We start from the raw sequence: 17,480 nt of genomic DNA on the forward strand, positions 1-17,480 counted from the left end.
GCATCCTTCTAGACCCAGCGGGCGCTGACCCGGGGCACGCCTACACCTACCCGGCCCACCATCTTGCCCTGGACCTGCACCTGCTCGGCCGGGAACGTCATCCGCGGAATGTCCGGGTTCTCCGACATCAGCACGATCTGATCGTGGAAGTGGTACAGCCGCTTCAGGGTGGCCGTGCCTTCGCCGGGCACCAGCACAACGGCCACCTCGCCGTCGTGAACCTCAGTGGTGGGCCGTACGATCACGTAGTCGCCGTCGAGGACGCCAACGCCAGTCATGCTCTCCCCGCGCACCCGCAGCAGGAAATCGCCGTTGCGCATGTCCAGCAGGGTCTCCAGGCTGGGGGTGTAATCATCCGGGGCCTGGTCCGCCAGTGCTGGGGGTCCCGCAGCAATCGAGCCGTAGATGGGCAGCCCGTGGCCCAGGGCCACCTTGGCGCGGTCCGTGGGGATCAGCGGAGCGTACCGCTCCGTACTCGGTTCCAGGTAGCCCAGACCTCGCAAGATGCCCGCCTGAAAACTCACCGCCTGCTTGGTCACGCCCACTTGCGCGGCGACAGCGCCCAGGGTGGCGTTGACCCCCAGTTGGAGGACGGCGTTCAGGATGGCGGTGCGGGTGCGGGTCAGGTCTGGGGGCATGGGGTTTCACCTCGATTCTTGACCGGGATCAAGAAGATGGTGACAGCTTGCACCATTTCTTTGTCTCGTGTCAAGATATCTCTGAGGTGACCTAAAGCATGATCCACACTCAGCACTGCGATTCAGAACCCACGGGATACACGCGCCAGATCGAGATTCGACTGGTCTTTCCGGAGAAGATTCGTTACGAGCAGGGCAAGCCCGTGAAAGAGCCGGGACCGGACCCGGAGCGAGTGATCGCGGCGCTGCGCCCAGAGGTGGAGCGGGGCGTGCAGCACAGGTACGGCGAGGAGACGGAAGTGGTGTTCCGGGTGGCGCAGGCTCCCAGCATCCGGGTCACGGGACAATTTGGGGAAAAGGCGGGCGTGACGGGCGCGTTTGTTCAGGAGATTCTGGACGGCGTCTTTGAGCATCTGGTGGTGGAGTAGGGCAGCGTCGCATCCTACGGCTTTCCGTCTCACTCCAGGGAGAGGACCGATGAAATTTCTGCTCACTTCCGCCGGGATTAAGAATCCCAGCCTCCTCACGGCCCTGGTGGACCTCCTGGGCAAGCCGATCTCTGAAGCCAGCGCCCTGTGTATTCCCACGGCGATCTACCCCTTCCCCGGTGGGCCGGGCATGGCCCACAGGTTCATCAGCGGACTCACCAGCAGTCCCATGTGCGAACTGGGTTGGAAGTCGCTGGGCGTCCTGGAACTAACCGCTCTCCCCAGCATCGACAAGGCGTACTGGACGGCTGCAGTGCAGGAGGCCGACGCCCTGCTGGTGTATGGCGGTGACATCCATTATCTGTGTCGCTGGATGCGGGAATCTGGGCTGGCCGATCTCCTGCCGTCACTCCGTGAGACCGTCTACGTGGGCATCAGTGCGGGTAGCATGGTCACGGCCCCGGTGTTCGGCGAGACGTACGATGACCCGAAGCGGCCCTTCGTTATCGATCAGGGCCTGGGGCTGGTGGACTTTGCCTTGCTGCCACACCTTGATCACGAGCAGCACCCGGAGAGTTCCACGGTCAACGTGGCAAGAATGGCGGCCGAGGTTCCTGTGCCCACCTATGGGATTGACGACCAGACCGCCATCAAGGTGCTCGATGGCACCATCGAAGTGATCTCCGAGGGCCGGTGACGGCTCTTCACGCCTTAAATACTTGCAGAGCGCTGGTAGCGCCTGAGCGCAGGTTTGACAGCAGGGCTGCGCGCTGCGAATTCGGGTGCTGCAACATGCCCCATTCCCAGGTGGATCCGTCGCACCGTCAACTTCATTGCTGCCAGATTTCCCACTCCACAAAAGAGCATGAGCAGCAAATGAAGTAAACATCATGCTGCACAGCGCCCCCAGCTTCAGAGTTCTGTAAAGGACAGGTGGTTAGTGTAGGGCAATGTCTCTCCACAACCCTGCCAGTTCTCCACAACCGGGAAGCGCCGGGCCGGCGCTCTGCGACTGTCAGGCCGTGACGCCGCTGGACGTGAGCAGCATCACAGCCCTGTCCATTCGCGCCACCTCCACCCATCTGCAACGCAAACTCGCTGTACTTCTCTCAGCCCATGACGTCCCTGGCGAGGTGCAGGTGGATGCCACACGCATTGGTCGGCCATCGTTCGATCAGCTGGATCAGGTTCTGGCCGCATTTTCACGTACAGAGCGCCCAGATCTGTTGGCGGCGCCCTGGATGGACGGACGGTTGGACACCTGGCAGCTGGCGCCGCTGGATCAGTGGGTGCAGCGCCTGAGCACGCCCTGGTTCGAAACCATCAGCGACCACCTGAAGTTTCATCTGCAACCGGTCGTCCATCTGGGGACAGGCGAGGTGTACGGTTATGAGGCCCTGGTCCGCGCCCAGCAGAATGGACAACTCATCGGTGCCTGGCCCCTCCTGCAAGCTGCCGCTGCGCATGGGCAGGCCCGCGCCTTTGATGCGCAGGCCCGCAGAACAGCCATCCGGCAGGTCTATCCACAGCTCGACACGCGCCAGCAGCTGTTCATTAATTTTGCGCCAGGCGTGGTCTATAACCCGGATATCTGCCTCCAGACCACCTTCGCGGCCTGCCGGGATGTGGGGGCTGATTTCTCGCGTCTGGTTTTTGAGGTCACGGAAAGTGAGACCTTTCCGGACCTCAAGCTGCTGCGCTCCATCCTGGACCGTTATCAGCAGGAGGGTGCTCAGGTGGCCCTAGATGACCTGGGGGCCGGACACACCAGCCTGAGCTATCTGATGGAACTCCGGCCAGACATCGTCAAGCTGGACCGGGCGCTGATTAGTGGTCTGCATGAGGATGACCGCCGGGTTCCACTGGTCACCGCACTGATCGGCTATGCCCATGACCTGGGGATCCGGGTCGTCGCAGAAGGCATCGAGACACAGGACGAACTGGCTCTGATGATTGCCTTAGGTGCCGACTATGCTCAGGGCTATTTTTTGGGCCGCCCGGCACCCGAAGCGGCAGATCTCCTTCCCCAGGCCGCCAGTTTCTGGGCCAGCTCATGACTCAGCTTGCCGAACCAGGCGCAGCGGCGAGCCGGCCCCTGAAGACTGCCCTGGTGTGGCAGGTTCTGGACACTGCGAATGTCGGTCTGCTGGTGACCGATGCCCAGCGGCGCATTGTGTATGTCAATGAGGCTTTCAGCCGAGTCACGGGCTACACCCTGCAGGAGGTTAGTGGACGGACCTGCGCTTTTTTGCAGGGTGCAGAGACAGACCCGGCGGACATCGCGTTCATGCGTGGCTGTCTGGACCGCGGCGAGCCGTTCGAACGGGTCGTGCTGAATTACCGCAAGGATGGAAGGCCGTTGTGGTACAGACTGCGGGTGCAGCCGATGTTCGTGGACGGCACGTTGGAATACTTCGTGGGTGTTCAGGAGGATTATTCGGATGCCCACGCTGCGCAACGTGAACTGGAGCGTCTGGCCTACCATGATGGACTGACCGGGTTGAGCAATCGCCGGGCCTTTGACGTGCAGCTGAAACAACTTGTCCATGAGGGACAGCCGTTTGAACTCCTGCTGCTGGATCTCAATAACTTCAAGCAGGTGAATGACCAGTACGGCCATCCTGCCGGAGACGCACTGTTACAGCGGGTGGCGGCTTGCCTGGCGCGGGTTTCGCAGGGTGAGGGGACGGCCTACCGGATCGGAGGAGACGAGTTCGGTCTCCTGTTTCCGGATGGGAACAGGCGCGGGCAGCACCAGGGGATCAGCCTGCTGGATGACCTGATCAGTGTCGGTGACGAACGGATTGATGGAGCGGTGGGGAAAGCGCGTTTTCCCGACGAAGCCAGGGACGTCGAGGCGTTGCTACGGCTCGCGGATCGGCGCCTGTATGCACAGAAGACCCTGACCCGGCCGAATCAGGTTGCAAGGCAGCGCTGACGTCCCTGTCAAGGCGCCACGATCATGGTGGGCAGTCCGGCGATACCGCGCGGTTCAGGTTCCGCGCGCACCCGTTGGTCAGCGAGGCTCTATAGGCGGCGACTGATGACCGCGAACGTACGGTTGACCGGCGCCAATCGCCAGGATGTGCCTCTGTTTCCTCTGTCTGCCCTCTTCACCCCATCCTGGGCGCTCCAGCAAAACGGTCGGGGCTGATGTGCGTCTCATCCTCCCAGTGCCATGAGAGGGGTTCAGAGGAGGCCTGAAGTTTATTCAGGATTCCCTCGCCGCTTCAGCGCGGCCTTGTTGCGGTACATCCGCTGATCAGCCAGGCGGACCAGGGCTTCCATATCCTGGCCGTCGTCCGGGAACAGGGTCATTCCCACGCTGGCCCGCACCGGCAGGTTCCCGCCCTCGACGGCGGCCAGGGTCTCCTGAAGCCTGAGTGCGAAGCTCTGGGCCTCATTTTCTCCGGCGCAGGCAAGCACGACCATGAATTCGTCCCCACCCAGCCGGTAGAGCTGGTCGCCGGCGCGTGTGTGGACCCGCAGGGCATCGGCCACCGAGCGCAACACCCGGTCACCCTCGGCATGCCCGTGGGCGTCGTTGACATTCTTGAATCCGTCAAGGTCGAGCACCACCACGGCAAAGCTCTCGCCCCGCCGCATGGCGCCCTCCATATGCGCCTGGAGCTGGGCCTCCAGGCCATGCCGGTTGCGCAGCCCCGTCAGGGAATCGTGGGCGGAGGCCCACTCGGTCTCTCGCTGGACCGCTATCCGGGCGCTGGCATCTTCCTGCACGCCAATCCAGTACCGCAGGGCACCATCCTGGAACACGGGGCTGATATGCATGTCGAACCACAGCGGCTGCCCGTCTTTGGTGTAATTGAGAATGAGCTGATGCAGGTGAGTCTGGCGGGCTATCCCTTCCCGGATGGCCCGCCGGGCCTCCGGGTCCGTCTGGGGTCCCTGCAACAGGCGGGGGTTACGGCCACGGACCTCCGTGAACGTGTAGCCGGTCCGGCGCGTGAAGGCCGCATTGACGTAAAGCAGACGCTGATGCGTGTCGGTGATCATCACGCTGATATCCAGTGCATCCCAGGCCGCGATCAGGGCATCACCATCCACCGGGTTGCCGGAGAAGTCAGGGGGAGGCTCGTCTTCCGGCGGGCCAGCCTTTCTGTCGGCCATCACCAGGGGAATCAGGCGGATCAGCGCGGAATGGAGCGGCGACGTGAAGTGCTCAAGCATGACCTTCCACCGGACGGAGGCGGCGTTCGCTCCACACCCTGTGGTCATATCCTGGGTTACTCAGTTGCAGCGCCACAGCATAGGTCCAGCCCAGATGGGCCTGGACAGTGCCCGCCGCAGCCCGGCGACTGGGCTGGCTCTGGGACTGAAACACCGTGATTAAGGCTGAGGACCCAAGTGCCTGGGCGAGGACCCGGGCCAGTTTCGTCTTCGGCCCCTTTTCCTGGGAGTGACTGTGCGACAGCCAGAGGGATACAGTCCAGGCCCAGGCGGCCTGTTGATGGATGTTCATGACCCACCGTACAGGATGCGGCGGCGCGTCAGAGAAGGAATAGCTTATGCGATTGCATTTGTTTTGTTGGCCGATCGGAAAGCTCGAATATGGCAGTCTCGCAGCATGATTGAGTTTTCTCAGTCACAGGAAACCCAGGTGATCTTTCGTGTTGCGATGCAATCCTGCTTCCTGATTTTCTTCTGAGGGCCCTGTACTGCTCGTAAGCGTGCGCCGGAGGGTTGTTGGTCACAAGCCCCCTGGCACCGCGCAACTCGCCGCCACCGCGCCCCTGTCAAGAAGCGTGCCTCGCCGGTTTCCTGGTTTGTGACCGCTTCTCCATCACACACCCACGCTTTCTGCCTTGCTGGCGGGGTGGGTCGCGTGCATTACCGCGCCGAATCGGGCTCTACCGTGATGGCTGTCCTGATGTCAACGACGGCGAACAGCGCGTATTCGGAGGCCTGCGGGGGCACCGTCAGGAGAATTTATGCCCCATGGCCACTCGGAGCAGACTCCATCACCCGGCTCAGCCTTGAGAACACCTGAGTTGGGTAACGGGTCTTCAAAGGTCAGATCGTTCATTCCGGTCTGGCTGGACTTCGCAAGGGCACTAAAGCCGAAGTTGGTGACGGATACAGCATCCCCCATGCCCAGCAGGTTGGAGAACACGGCACCTACATCCTGACTGCCGGCAGCACCAGCCTGCCATTGATGAGCTTCACCTACCGCACTGTGGGAATCCCAGTCCACCACCGCATGGATAATGCCTAGGATGCCGACTGGCAGGCCGTTCCGCCCTAGGTGCTCTCCACAGGAGCCCGGAGAGCCTTGTTGTCACTGCCTCTCAGGTCATTAATATCTGCCTGCCAGGCTCAGGAGCAGTTCGTCCTGCCAGCGGTTCAGGTCGTTGACGCCCGTCGGGTAGTTGTCCATCAGGAATGTGAAAATCAGCAGCCGTCCACTGTTGGCCACAAGGAACCCGCTGAGGCTGGACACGCCCGTCATGCTGCCCGTTTTCGCACGGACGTCGAGACCGGTGCCTTTCAGACGGTTGCGGAGCGTGCCGCCGTTCGCCCCGGCTTCAGGGTTGGCATCCCCTGTTCCCGCCACTGGCAGGCTTTCGATAAAGGCGTTCTGTCTCAACTCGAACGCCTCGGCGGGTGGCAGCACCGTCCCCAGGGGATTGAGGTAGGCGTAGCGCAGCACGGCATTCAGGTGCCGGGGCGTCAGCAGGTTGTAGCGGCTCAGGCCGCTGCCGTCGCACAGACGGTAACCCTCGCCTGCCACTCCCGTCGTTCTCATAAAGGATTCAAGGGCGGCAGAGGCGCGGGTCTCATCGCTCGTCCCGCCTCCCGGCTCCATGCCCAGCGCGGCGCGAAGCTGCTCGGCATAGATATTGTTGCTCGGCTTGTTGGTCTGACGCACCAGTTCGGTCAGCGGCGCGGACTGAACCTCGGCCACCTGCCAGTCCCCAGTTCCGGCTCTGGCCCGCACGACCGTCCCGGAAACCGTCATGTTGCTGGCACGCAGCAGGGCGGCGAAGCGTTGGCCCACACTCAGGGCCAGGGTGGTGGGATCGGTCAGCATGGCTGGATTGGGCTGGAGACCCGCCCTGGCTTCATCCCCGTTCACCACCAGCCGCAAGGACGTGGCTGCGTCCCCGTCGAGCCGCAGCGCCCCCACCGGATACTCGGTGTCATCCCACATCCAGCCGTGACCCCAGCGTGCCTGAGCGAAGGCGAAGTCGTCGATCTGCAAGGCATCTACGGTTTCGACTCCTGAAGCCGCCACCGCCTGGGCCAGCGCCTCCAGGGAGTTGCCTGCCCCCCTCTCGCGCAGGGTGGGGTCCCCACTGCCGCGCAGCGTCAGGCGTGCCACACGCCCGCCACGGACTGGCGAGGCCAGCACATGGGTCTTGAAAGTGAAGGTTTCGCCCAGGGTATACAGGGCCGCTGCCGTCGTGACGGCCTTGGTGGTGCTGGCGGGCACGAAGGCCTCCTGATCGCCAAAGGCCATCAGCGTCTCCCCGGTCTGGGCGTCCTGCACCAGGACGCCTGTGTGGGCACGGCAGGTGGCAGGCAAGCCGTCGGCCTTGAGCGGACCCCGTTGCAGGACGGTGGCGGGATCGTTCTGGGCAGCAAAAGAAGTCATGGTAGGGGAGAGCATAAGGAATCAATGACGTGGTTGAACGAGCAAGCTGTAAGTCTCCTGGTTCGTCGGCTTGCCGGTTATCTCGAACGCAGCACGTACCACCCCAGTCTCGACATCGCCTTCCGATCCAGTGAATTCTTCGGTTTACCCATCGAAGCCATCTTTTCCCGCACTCCCTTCGAGCCGCTGTCGATCACCGTGTACCCCCAAGGATGCGAGGCCATGATCAAGCCCCACATTTCCCGGATGACAGGCCCCAGACCACGCACGACACGTCGCGTTCCTGTCTTGACCACCTGCCTCGGCGCCCCTGCCCTCATGGCCGCCTGGGTTTTCATCGACTCCCTCTGGCGGTGGGCGCTGGTCATTCCGCTGGGCATCGTCACGCTGCTGGCCTTCGGTGCACAGTTGCGGCCCGGTGCCCTGGTCACCAGTGACGGGGCGGGGGCAGAACTTGACGAACGACAGTTGCAGGTTCGCAATACGGCGTATCTCAATGCGTACCGCAGCCTGGGCACGCTCGTCATTCTTGGAGCCCTGTACTGATCCATTGCAGTTGACGCCAGTTGGTGGCTGCCTACCACCTCGCTTGAACTCACTGCCTTCTTCTGGGGAGTCTGGGTACCACGACGCGGTTCTCCCTATCCCCATCCTCGCGTGGTCTGAACCTGACCTGGCCGGAAGGCGGAGGCGAAACTCTGCTGTTGATGGTGTCTCCTGACTGGGAAGAGTTGCTCTGGATCGTCATTCGAGGGGACTTGTGCTGGACGATGTTGGCTTCTAATCTACAGACTCATTGTCCTTTCCCGTATCCAGCAATCAGTCAAGCATTGCTGTGTTGGCGAGGCCGTGCCCGGCGGCCACGCTTGTCGAGATACATACGCTCATCCGCGAGCGCCAGGAGACCGTTCAGCTCGATACGTTCTGTACCCAGTGCTACACCCACCGAAGCGCCAACCGCGCTGAAGTTCGCCATCCGGACCACGCCCACCGCAGCGTCAATGGCCGCGAGCATGTCATCTCTCCACTCGTCTCCCGTCACTGACTGGGCGTCGACGTTCAGCACCACGAATTCATCCCCGCCCAGCCGGTACACGCTGACCTGAGGTGGCAGGTCCGCCACCAGCGCGCTGCTGAACAGTTTGAGCAGGACATCGCCCCGGTCATGGCCTTCAAGGTCATTGACGGCCTTGAAGCCGTCCAGATCCAGGAGGGCCACTTTGAGATGGTGTGGATCGACAACTCCGGTGAAGGTCAGCTCAAGTGCGCGTCGGTTCCCCAGGCCGGTCAACGCGTCGGTGAAGGCGGCCTGCTCTAGCAGGCGGTGGCGATTGCGTTCGGCCAGGGCCGCATTGATCGCCCGTCCTGCGGCGGTCAGCAGGTCACGGTCTGCGGTCCGCCAGCCCTCGGCCTGGTTTAAGCGGGTGAAGATGACCACGTACCGTGTCTCGTCATAGTGGCCCAGCGGCAGCCAGGCAGCTGAACGGAGCCCAGCGGCAATCAACTGTGGAGACGCCTGCGAGAAGGTGCGGTAATCATTGACGTACGCTGGCTCGTCGTGATCGACGACCTGCCAGATGTGTTCATTCCCGCGCTCAGAGATGTTGGGAACCAGGGTGCCAAACGCCTCGCCTTCGGCATTTCTGAACCAGCTCGTCACGACTTGCGCTTTGTGTCCCCTCACCGCCACCAGGCTGCCCCAGTCGACCCGAACCACCTCGGAGATCAGCTCAAGCGCACGCAGGGTGACCTCCATCGGCGGGAGGTCCAGGCTAAGAAGCTGGGACATGCTCAGCAGCCCCTGGCTGTACGTTTGATGCTCCTTAAGGGTCTGGACGAGTTGCCGGTTGGCTTGCGCTTCCCGCTCCAGTTCCAGGGTCCGCAGACGCAACTCGAGTTCGTCCATCGCCAGAACAGCCAGAGACTGCAGCGCCTCGCGGTCCTGAACAGTGAAAGGCGAGCGCGGTTGGTCATCGATGATGCACAGCGTGCCCAGCCGGTAGCCGTCCGGCGTTTCGAGCGGTGCGCCGGCATAAAAGCGGACGTGTGGTGCGTCCGTTACCATCGGATGGTGGGCGAAGCGTGGGTCCAGGGTCATGTCCGGCACGATCAGCGGTTCACTGGCCTGCAGGGTATACGCGCAAAAGGACAGCGAGCGGTCGATGGAGCGCAGATCAACACCCAGACAACTCTTGAAATACTGCGTGTCTTCATCAATCAGGGAGATCAGGGCGATGGGAGCCCCAAAGAACTGGGCGGCAAGTAATGTGAGCCGGTCGAAGGTCGCCTCCGGAAGTGTCCCGACAACTGCGTAGCGAGCCAGCGCTGCCAGTCTGTGGAGCTCCTGTTCCTGCGCGCTGAGGTCGGATGTCATTGCCTGTCATCCTAATCATCAGGCTTTACAGCTCCCTTTCAAGGCGTCGCAGGCTAGGCCATAAGCGTCCATCCTCAAATATTCCTACCTGCCAGCATGGGCCGAAATGCGGCTTCAGTACGGGTAAATCGCGAACTGGGATTGATTTGCGAAGGGGTAGCCATGCAAAAGGGACGGTGCGATCACTGCTGTCGGTGGTCATCTGGCAAGCGGTTCAGCGCCGTCACCAGATTTCTTCAAGAGATCGGGAGGTTCACGAATTGCTCTGCCAATACAACATGCAGGTCAGACACAGGACGCTTTGCGAATGCCCTGTGGATGAGGTTGGCACGATGATGGATCGCATCGATCGACACGACAGCAGGAAAGTCAACAGCGATTCAGGCAGATGACAGGAACGCTGAAGTTTTCGACTGTGTATGCCTGAATCGAGAACCTTCACCATTACGGCAGCCTTTCTGAGTCAGCCAGAAAAGCAACACGTACAAAGCGTTCCAGACATAGTCCACGCCTTTCCTGTACCTACCACAAGACAGGTGAAGGTGACACCACCGTCCTAAACGGTGTTTGACAGCTTGCCATTTTCCCTCTACACTCGTTTCATGTAACATATGTGGAGGATATTCTGGCCGATGATCGCACTATGCTCATGCCCGATGGGACGCCCACCTAATCCCCAAGCCAAAGCTGTATTGCTCGGCAAAGCTGCTGCCTACGTCTTGGAACATGGCCTGAGCGACCTGAGCCTGCGTCCCCTTGCCGCTGCCGTTGGGGTTAGCCCCAGATTGCTGCTGTACCACTTCGGCAGCAAAGAGAATCTCGTTACCGAAGTCCTGGCAGATATCTTCCAACAACAGGCGCACCTGTTCGCCGCCCCCAACCCTGATTTGTCTCCAGGTCAGCGCTTGGATGCCCTGTGGGCACAACTCGCCAGCCCGAGCATGAGACCGTTCCTGCGAAGCCTCTTTGAAGTGGAACTGCGGGCGATTGACGGCGACCAGCACTACGCCCAGTTTGCCAAGCAAGCACTGCAAGGCTGGCTGGACTTAGCCGCCATGCACCTGAAAGACGCTCCAGAGCCAGTTGCCCGTGTGCTGCTGAGCAGTTTGACCGGGCTGTTGGTGATTCGCTTCTCCACAGGCGACGAAAAAGGCACCGACGAAGGATACGAGGCACTGAAAGGGCTGCTCCTGGACGCTGCACACCTCTAAAGGAGTTTTCTATGACCTGGATCAACACCGCGCCCCTGGTTGCCGGCGGCGCCACCCTGCTCTTTGCTGTGGTTTACTCGCTGTCCAGCGGTACGTCTGCAAAAGGCAAATGGGCGTGGCCCACCCTATTCTGCGTTTTGTTCTTCATCTTTTCGTTCTATGCGGGCTTGAATGAAGGCGCAACAGGCTTCTGGCCGGAACACATTCGCAATCTATGGGGCAATCAAATCTGGTTTGATCTGTTGCTGGCAGCGAGTGTCGCGATCTACCTGCTGGTTCCAAAAGCCAGGGCACTGGGCATTAACCCGCTGCCCTGGGTGGTGCTGACGGTTGCGACTGGTAGTGTCGGCCTGCTGGCCTTTCTGGCATTCGTCCTCTGGAAACAGGAACACGCAGCCCGGGGCGCAGCAGCCTGATCGTTGTCAAGGAAATAGGAGTTCGCAGCAGGAGCCTCTTGCGAACTTTTTGCCTGTAACTAAGGTCACGAACCTCGCTGGATTGATGTGGAACTCGGTTGGGGTTCGTGGTCAGCTGTTGACGGCCAACCTAGCGGCCCTTCAGGCGATGGTAACTACAAGATCTTATCCAGGTGACACCCTGATCAGCTCGTGCCGATGAATTCATTCCACTGCCTCTGGCCGCCCATCTCTGCCGCCAGGAAAGCGTTGTCCTGTCACCCCGAGAAGGCCAGGATGGTCATGTGCAGCTATAGGTGGTACCACAAGGTGATCATGACGGCGTCCGCTACGAGACGGGAGCCCCTGGACACGTAACCCGCGTTCTTGCGGAGAGCGCTGAGGTCAATGACCTGCACATGGTCAAACGGAGTCAACTTGCCTGGTGGCCGGAGCGCGTGAGCCAGGTGAAGAGCCAGGGTGGTCTTACCGATGCCTCTGGGACCGCGCAAGGTCAGTAGTCGGACACCACCAGGAAAGCAGCTTGAGCAGTTGGCTGAGGGCGTGCTCGCGGCCATGCAGCGGAGCATGCGCGCCCGGTACTGGAAACTCCGGAAGCCAGTCCATAGATCAGTGTAAACCTCACGAGCGGTGAGTCGAGCCCAGGTTAAACACAGCCCGAGCATGCGTGTTGGTCAGATCGAGCTGGGCCTGGATGAAAGCGTCATGCCCAGTGAACTTGAAACCCTTCTGGCAAGGGCACGCAGCAAATACAGTCCACAATTCCGGATCGAACTGAAGTGCTCAGACCGTGCAGCAGGTTAGCTATCGACTGATCCTGAACCACGGCGTTCGACAACTCACCATTGAGATCATTCCGCTTTCCAACCAGCGCTGGCGGCGTGAATCCCGTGATCGCCTGATTTGTCGCCTAGAAGATCTGGCAGCTTCTCGGCGTCACGCCCTGTCCTGGCTCTAATCCCCGTTCCCAACCATGACTGACTGGCTGATCAGCGGCATTCAGATGCAGGCCATGCCTTCACGGATCTGGGTAAGCGTTTCGATCAGGGTCAGCAGCTGGCCCTCGCTGAGATGGCCGAATTGCGCGTGTTGCATCGCGGCGTTGGGCTCATCGAGCGCGTCGACGAGCGCGCGGCCCTTGTCCGTCAGAACGGTCGGAACGCAGCGGCGGTCCGTCGTGCTGCGTTGGCGGTGCACCAGGCCAGCGGCTTCCATCCGGTCGAGCAGACGGGTGATGTCGGGGGCGCGTTTGATCATGCGCTCACCGATCTCGTTGCGGCCAAGTCCAGCCTCACCCGCGCCGCGCAGGATCCGCAGGACGTTGTACTGGCTGGAAGTAAGGTCATGCTGACGAAGGAAGTCGCTGGTGACCTCTTCAATCAGGCTGACCGTACGAAAAAGGTTGAGCGCCGCTTCTTCCTCACGACTTCGGAAGGGGCGGCGCTGCTGGAGTTCATCAAGGAGGGAAGTCATTCCCTCTATTTTAGGTGTTGTAACACTATGAATGATGAGCGGACACAGCGTCCGCCCCGTTCATTTAAGCGCCAACGGGCGTCGCCTCACGGGCGGTTTTCAGTGCCTTGGTCCACCATGCGAGCTCTTCGATCAGGGCTTGCACGCTGGGCTGGATATGGGCCATGTCTTCCAGGGCCGCACCCTGCTGCCAGGCACCGAAGAAGTCCGCCCCCATGATGTGCACCCCGCTGCGAATCGGGGCCATCTGGAGTTCCACAGCGATCTGACGCAGCTGCTCAATGGCGCGCGCCGCACCCACCGAACCGTAGCCCACGAACGCGGCGGGTTTCTTGTTCCACTCGGGGTAAGCATAGTCGAGTGCATTCTTCAACACGCCGGTGGGGGCGTGGTTGTATTCGGCGGTAATGAACACGTAGCCATCGAACTCGGCGAGTTTCTGCTGCCAGCGCACCCCAACTTCATTCTGGGTGGGCGCCCAGGCGTTGGAGGCCACTTCATCGAAAAAGGGCAGGGGAAAGTCGCGGAGGTCCACCACTTCAAAGTCCAGATCAGTGCGTGTTTTGGCGATGTTATAGAACCACTGGGTGGGTTTATCCGCGAAGCGGGTGGCGCGGGTGCTGCTGATGATGATCGCGATCTTGGGGTTCGTCATAACGGGCTCCGGGTGTGGGTGAAGTGTGAGAAAGGGGCGTTGGAGTCGGGGAGTTGCGTTTCGGCTGGAAGCAGTGGCGGCACGCGTGCAACAACTGATGGTACTACTTTAGGTGTTGGCACATCGAAATGTCAATGGCTGTGATGACTGACATATGCGTTTCTCGCGAAGGGGCAAGGTCTCGAGATAATGTCACATTCTGTGGGATAGCCCTCGTAAACTATTCTGGACCGCTCATTCCCTGATCATCGATAGCTATAGTCTCGCACGCTCTTTTCGCGCTACGATCACGTACGCCACTGTGACGCTGCTTCCCTGGAGATACAGCTCACTAAGAGACGCAGCTCAACCCAAAAAGCATAGTCTCAATGGAGCGGATCCACACTGAGTCGCATTGATCGATAGCTCCCTTTCCGCTAGCGTCTTGCAAATAGGTGTTGAAACATTTACTATGAAGAATAGCAAGATAGGAGCAGAAATAGAGTCCATGAATCTGCAACTCGGCTATTCCAGTAAACAAGCCTCGCCCCGTGCAAGGCCACTCTTTTCAGCAGAGTCTAGCCACGCCTGAGGTTATGGCAGCACGATATAAGTGTTGTAACACTTATATCCGTAATAAGGAGTCGTCATGATTATGTCCCCCACCATCCCCTATCTACATCTACCCGCCGACCGCATTGGCGTCACACCAGAGAATCACACCCTCCCCGCCGATATCCGTCTGGGTCCAGTCGCACTCCAGGTCAATGACCTCGACGCTTCCCTGAACTTCTACACCCAGGTCATCGGTCTCAGGGTCGACCACCAGGATCACCAGGGTGGCCAGCGCATCGCGCGTCTCGGGACGCCCGATGGTCATATCCTCCTCGAACTCCGCGAGAAGAAGGGCGCCAGATACGCCCCGCATCGTGGACGCCTCGGCCTGTACCATATCGCCGTCCTGCTTCCCACCCGCGCCGACCTTGGCCGCTTTGTTCAGAATGCCCTCTCCCTCGGCGCGCACGTCGGCCAGTCCGATCACCATTTCAGCGAAGCCACCTACCTCCGGGATCCTGATGGCCTCAGTGTCGAGGTCTACCGCGACCGCCCCCGCGACGAGTGGCGGGTCACCGAGGAGGGCGAAATCATCGGGGGCAGTGATCCACTCGACCTGAAGGCCCTTAAGGATGCGGCTGGCGACCTACCCTGGACCGGGGTTCCCGATGGCACCAGCATCGGTCACCTGCACTTCTATGTCGGCGATCTGGACGAGGCAGCGCGCTTCTACCATGCTGGCCTTGGTTTTCCCAAAGTCACATGGTCCATGCCCACAGCCCTGTTCCTGGGGGCTGGCGGTTACCACCATCACCTCGGCGTGAACACCTGGGCGGCCGGCAGCGCCCCCTCCAGCGAGGACGACGCCCGCCTCCTCAGCTGGGATCTGATCCTGCCCAATCAAACTACTCTCGACCGTACGGTCGACAGCCTGCAGTCCGGAGGGTTCGACGTCACCGCAACGCCCGACGGCCCGCTGTTCACTGACGCCTGGGGCATTGCCGTCCGCCTCCGCACCGCCTGAACACAGGCGTATGAACTTCTGCACCTTCCTTAAGGTGACCACTGGGATCACGCCTACTGCCACTGCTCGCCCCAGTTGCGCCCTGCAGATCCTTCTCTGGGTGCTTCAGATTGCTCTTGCCGCAGCCTTCCTGATGTGCGGTCTGATGAGACTCGCCATGCCCCTGGCACAGCTTGCCCAGCACCTACGCTGGGTGAACGATGATCCAGCCGCCCTAATTGGCACTGTCGCCTCGGGCCGCACGCGCTACGCCCCTATTCCAGCCTGTTGAGCACCAGCAACAACAAGGACGTGTGACCCATGAACAGCTCCACCCCGCACCACCTCCCCGCCACACACATCGACCCGGCACTCATGCTCGGCGAAGTGGCCCTGACCGTCCGTAACCTAGGGCGCCTCGTGGACTTTTACCAGCAGGTCATTGGTCTGGCCCTCCTCGCCCGAGAGGGAAAACGTGCCGTGCTCGGCACGCCCGACGGTCACCCGCTCGTCACGCTGTACCACGACCCACAGGCGCCCACCCCACCGGCGAACGCCACGGGGCTGTACCATCTCGCCATCGTGTTCCCCACCCGGCCTGATCTGGCCCGTTGGCTCAGGCATGTGGCTGCCCTGGGCCTTCAACTCGGCCAGTCTGACCACCGCACGCACGAGGCGTTCTATTTCAGCGACCCTGAAGGCAACGGCATCGAGATCTACCAGGACTGGCCGCAGGCGCAGTGGCCCTTCACGGACGGGCGGTACACCTCGTTCGACAGCGATGCGATTGACATTCAGGGCTTACTGGGCACCCTCGCGGCGAGCGACGCCGGCTGGTCGGGCGCGCCGATCGGGACCCGGATGGGGCACGTGCACCTCAAGATGAACAACGCCGCCATGACCCACGCCTTCTACGAGGGGGTCCTGGGGTTCGTCATCGGTGCGGACGGCATGGGCGTCGTGTTCGCAGGGGCAGGCGGGTACCACCATCACGTCGGCAACAACGCCTGGCAAAGCCGCGGTGGTCCACCCGCCCCGGACGGCGCGTTGGGCCTGCGACACTACACCATCGAACTGTCGAGCCCAGCGGAGCTGAATGCTGTGCTCTCGCGGCTGACGAAGGCGGGCAGCGAGGTCCGAGAAACACCCGCAGGGCAGGTCACGCGTGACCCATCTGGAAACCAAGTGCTGCTGCGATCCGCGCCGTCCACCGTCGAAAGTGCGCTGGCGGCTTTGTCATGACCGTTTGACGCTGGTGGGCTGGCGCGCATCATCCCATCAAGCAGACCGCCTTCAATTCCTGTGCTGATCTGCGGATTGTATGGCTTATGCATTCAGATGCGCGCAGGACGTACTCACGGCCATTATTCGAGCGTGCCTGTCTCAGGCAGGGCTAGTCCGATCGCTCAGGCCTACCCGGGTGAAATGGCGACAGCACGCCTGGATCGTCAAACACAGCACGCTGTCAGCCCAAATCGGGGCAAAGAGGAGACTTCGGGGTCGCCTGAGTTTCGCGCCCGGATGCCCGCTTCGGCCTCCAGGCGCGCGAACAGCCCCCTGATGGAAGCGCAAACTCATCAGAGCACCTAAAGGATTGGCAGGGCATGAATTATTGCCCTTCAAATTCCGCTGAAGATCGCCGTTCCAGAATCAGTCGCATGAGGGTGCCCCGAAGCTACCTCCTGGTGGATGATCACCCGGAAGACCGCATGCTGGCAAAGGAAGCGTTCGAGCAGGTCTGTCCGACGTGTGTCTTGACCTGTGTCGAAAGTGCCAGCGCAGCGCTGGATCTCCTGCGCAATCACCACCTTATACCCGATGTGATGCTGCTCGATCTCAACATGCCCGGAATGAATGGGTTCCAGCTGCTTGAGGAAATGAAGCAGGACGGACGCCTGGCCCAGATTCCGGTGGTGATTCTGACGACGTCCAGCGCCCGGCAGGATGTGGAGCGGGCGTACACTCTGCATGCCAGTTCGTATCTGGTCAAATCTGTCGATTTCGACCGCTTCGTGGAGCAGTTGGAGAAGGTGCTGCGGTACTGGCAGATCAGCCGCACCATGCGGGATGTTGGCTTTCCCGGAAAAATCTGAACCCGCGGAGGCCAAGGGCTGTTCTCGTTCAGGTGCTGAGTG

16 protein-coding genes are annotated in these 17,480 nt (G+C 61.1%); 10 read left to right on the forward strand and 6 right to left on the reverse strand.

The features are described from left to right. Positions 1-8: 8 nt before the first annotated feature. On the reverse strand, positions 9-638 hold the full coding sequence (locus HNQ08_RS24025; protein ID WP_184137688.1) for a LexA family protein: 630 nt from the start codon (positions 636-638) through the stop codon (positions 9-11). Positions 639-736: 98 nt separating this feature from the next. On the opposite strand from HNQ08_RS24025, the gene HNQ08_RS24030 reads away from it, so the two are divergent. From HNQ08_RS24030 to HNQ08_RS24045, 4 genes are all read left to right on the forward strand, one after another. Beyond that, positions 737-1,066 (forward strand): hypothetical protein, encoded by a 330-nt coding sequence (locus HNQ08_RS24030; RefSeq protein ID WP_184137690.1) that lies wholly within the window; start codon positions 737-739, stop codon positions 1,064-1,066. A gap of 49 nt (positions 1,067-1,115) precedes the next feature. Then, the gene (locus HNQ08_RS24035) at positions 1,116-1,763 is read left to right on the forward strand and encodes a Type 1 glutamine amidotransferase-like domain-containing protein (RefSeq protein WP_184137692.1); all 648 of its coding nucleotides are present in this window, start codon (positions 1,116-1,118) and stop codon (positions 1,761-1,763) included. A gap of 253 nt (positions 1,764-2,016) precedes the next feature. Next, positions 2,017-3,123, forward strand: a complete 1,107-nt coding sequence (locus HNQ08_RS24040) for an EAL domain-containing protein (protein WP_229790238.1) — start codon at positions 2,017-2,019, stop codon at positions 3,121-3,123. Further along, on the forward strand, positions 3,120-4,004 hold the full coding sequence (locus tag HNQ08_RS24045; protein WP_184137694.1) for a sensor domain-containing diguanylate cyclase: 885 nt from the start codon (positions 3,120-3,122) through the stop codon (positions 4,002-4,004). The genes HNQ08_RS24040 and HNQ08_RS24045 overlap by 4 nt, the downstream gene beginning before the upstream one ends. Positions 4,005-4,273: 269 nt before the next feature. On the opposite strand, the gene HNQ08_RS24050 is transcribed toward HNQ08_RS24045, so the two are convergent. Together HNQ08_RS24050 and dacB are read right to left on the reverse strand one after the other, a co-directional pair. Beyond that, positions 4,274-5,254 carry a GGDEF domain-containing protein gene (locus HNQ08_RS24050; RefSeq protein ID WP_184137696.1) on the reverse strand — a complete coding sequence of 327 codons (981 nt, stop codon included), beginning with the start codon at positions 5,252-5,254 and terminating at the stop codon, positions 4,274-4,276. A gap of 1,126 nt (positions 5,255-6,380) precedes the next feature. Further along, positions 6,381-7,679, reverse strand: coding sequence for a D-alanyl-D-alanine carboxypeptidase/D-alanyl-D-alanine endopeptidase (gene dacB / locus HNQ08_RS24055; RefSeq protein ID WP_184137698.1), 1,299 nt, complete (start codon positions 7,677-7,679; stop codon positions 6,381-6,383). Between the two features lie 24 nt (positions 7,680-7,703). Here dacB and HNQ08_RS27200 point away from each other — a divergent pair, with 24 nt between their 5' ends. Beyond that, complete coding sequence (locus HNQ08_RS27200) at positions 7,704-8,225, forward strand: hypothetical protein (protein ID WP_221284455.1); 522 nt, start codon at positions 7,704-7,706, stop codon at positions 8,223-8,225. Positions 8,226-8,502: 277 nt separating this feature from the next. Here HNQ08_RS27200 and HNQ08_RS24065 read toward each other — a convergent pair whose 3' ends face one another. Beyond that, entirely contained in the window at positions 8,503-10,053 is a 1,551-nt protein-coding gene (locus HNQ08_RS24065) for a sensor domain-containing diguanylate cyclase (RefSeq protein ID WP_184137700.1), read from the reverse strand. A 656-nt stretch (positions 10,054-10,709) separates the two neighbouring features. Here HNQ08_RS24065 and HNQ08_RS24070 point away from each other — a divergent pair. Both HNQ08_RS24070 and HNQ08_RS24075 read left to right on the forward strand, forming a co-directional pair. Beyond that, positions 10,710-11,264, forward strand: coding sequence for a TetR/AcrR family transcriptional regulator (locus HNQ08_RS24070; RefSeq protein ID WP_184137702.1), 555 nt, complete (start codon positions 10,710-10,712; stop codon positions 11,262-11,264). 11 nt (positions 11,265-11,275) lie between these two features. Further along, a complete protein-coding gene (locus tag HNQ08_RS24075) occupies positions 11,276-11,680 on the forward strand; it encodes a hypothetical protein (protein WP_184137704.1) in 405 nt (134 codons plus the stop codon). 999 nt (positions 11,681-12,679) lie between these two features. Here the strand turns inward: HNQ08_RS24075 and HNQ08_RS24080 are convergent. Together HNQ08_RS24080 and HNQ08_RS24085 are read right to left on the reverse strand one after the other, a co-directional pair. Continuing rightward, positions 12,680-13,153: a MarR family winged helix-turn-helix transcriptional regulator gene (locus tag HNQ08_RS24080; RefSeq protein ID WP_184137706.1), complete on the reverse strand. Its 474-nt coding sequence runs from the start codon at positions 13,151-13,153 to the stop codon at positions 12,680-12,682. Positions 13,154-13,217: 64 nt separating this feature from the next. Then, positions 13,218-13,808, reverse strand: a complete 591-nt coding sequence (locus HNQ08_RS24085; RefSeq protein WP_184137708.1) for an NADPH-dependent FMN reductase — start codon at positions 13,806-13,808, stop codon at positions 13,218-13,220. Positions 13,809-14,436: 628 nt separating this feature from the next. Between HNQ08_RS24085 and HNQ08_RS24090 the strand changes: the two genes are divergently transcribed. From HNQ08_RS24090 to HNQ08_RS24100, 3 genes are all read left to right on the forward strand, one after another. After that, the gene (locus tag HNQ08_RS24090) at positions 14,437-15,366 is read left to right on the forward strand and encodes a VOC family protein (RefSeq protein ID WP_184137710.1); all 930 of its coding nucleotides are present in this window, start codon (positions 14,437-14,439) and stop codon (positions 15,364-15,366) included. A gap of 300 nt (positions 15,367-15,666) precedes the next feature. Then, positions 15,667-16,587, forward strand: coding sequence for a VOC family protein (locus tag HNQ08_RS24095; protein ID WP_184137712.1), 921 nt, complete (start codon positions 15,667-15,669; stop codon positions 16,585-16,587). A gap of 416 nt (positions 16,588-17,003) precedes the next feature. Continuing rightward, positions 17,004-17,438 (forward strand): response regulator, encoded by a 435-nt coding sequence (locus HNQ08_RS24100; RefSeq protein ID WP_184137714.1) that lies wholly within the window; start codon positions 17,004-17,006, stop codon positions 17,436-17,438. Positions 17,439-17,480: the final 42 nt, after the last annotated feature.

This window comes from Deinococcus humi, assembly GCF_014201875.1.
Classification (GTDB): Bacteria; Deinococcota; Deinococci; order Deinococcales; family Deinococcaceae; genus Deinococcus; species Deinococcus humi.

What these genes read in the sequence shown, in the direction of transcription:
- HNQ08_RS24035 (WP_184137692.1), top strand. Translation starts at nt 1,116, where the DNA reads ATGAAATTTCTGCTCACTTCCGCCGGGATTAAGAATCCCAGCCTCCTC.
- HNQ08_RS24080 (WP_184137706.1), bottom strand. Translation starts at nt 13,153, where the DNA reads ATGACTTCCCTCCTTGATGAACTCCAGCAGCGCCGCCCCTTCCGAAGT.
- HNQ08_RS24085 (WP_184137708.1), bottom strand. Translation starts at nt 13,808, where the DNA reads ATGACGAACCCCAAGATCGCGATCATCATCAGCAGCACCCGCGCCACC.
- HNQ08_RS24070 (WP_184137702.1), top strand. Translation starts at nt 10,710, where the DNA reads ATGGGACGCCCACCTAATCCCCAAGCCAAAGCTGTATTGCTCGGCAAA.
- HNQ08_RS24045 (WP_184137694.1), top strand. Translation starts at nt 3,120, where the DNA reads ATGACTCAGCTTGCCGAACCAGGCGCAGCGGCGAGCCGGCCCCTGAAG.
- HNQ08_RS24090 (WP_184137710.1), top strand. Translation starts at nt 14,437, where the DNA reads ATGATTATGTCCCCCACCATCCCCTATCTACATCTACCCGCCGACCGC.
- dacB (WP_184137698.1), bottom strand. Translation starts at nt 7,679, where the DNA reads ATGACTTCTTTTGCTGCCCAGAACGATCCCGCCACCGTCCTGCAACGG.
- HNQ08_RS24095 (WP_184137712.1), top strand. Translation starts at nt 15,667, where the DNA reads ATGAACAGCTCCACCCCGCACCACCTCCCCGCCACACACATCGACCCG.
- HNQ08_RS24065 (WP_184137700.1), bottom strand. Translation starts at nt 10,053, where the DNA reads ATGACATCCGACCTCAGCGCGCAGGAACAGGAGCTCCACAGACTGGCA.
- HNQ08_RS24030 (WP_184137690.1), top strand. Translation starts at nt 737, where the DNA reads ATGATCCACACTCAGCACTGCGATTCAGAACCCACGGGATACACGCGC.
- HNQ08_RS24025 (WP_184137688.1), bottom strand. Translation starts at nt 638, where the DNA reads ATGCCCCCAGACCTGACCCGCACCCGCACCGCCATCCTGAACGCCGTC.
- HNQ08_RS24050 (WP_184137696.1), bottom strand. Translation starts at nt 5,254, where the DNA reads ATGCTTGAGCACTTCACGTCGCCGCTCCATTCCGCGCTGATCCGCCTG.
- HNQ08_RS24040 (WP_229790238.1), top strand. Translation starts at nt 2,017, where the DNA reads ATGTCTCTCCACAACCCTGCCAGTTCTCCACAACCGGGAAGCGCCGGG.
- HNQ08_RS27200 (WP_221284455.1), top strand. Translation starts at nt 7,704, where the DNA reads ATGACGTGGTTGAACGAGCAAGCTGTAAGTCTCCTGGTTCGTCGGCTT.
- HNQ08_RS24075 (WP_184137704.1), top strand. Translation starts at nt 11,276, where the DNA reads ATGACCTGGATCAACACCGCGCCCCTGGTTGCCGGCGGCGCCACCCTG.
- HNQ08_RS24100 (WP_184137714.1), top strand. Translation starts at nt 17,004, where the DNA reads ATGAGGGTGCCCCGAAGCTACCTCCTGGTGGATGATCACCCGGAAGAC.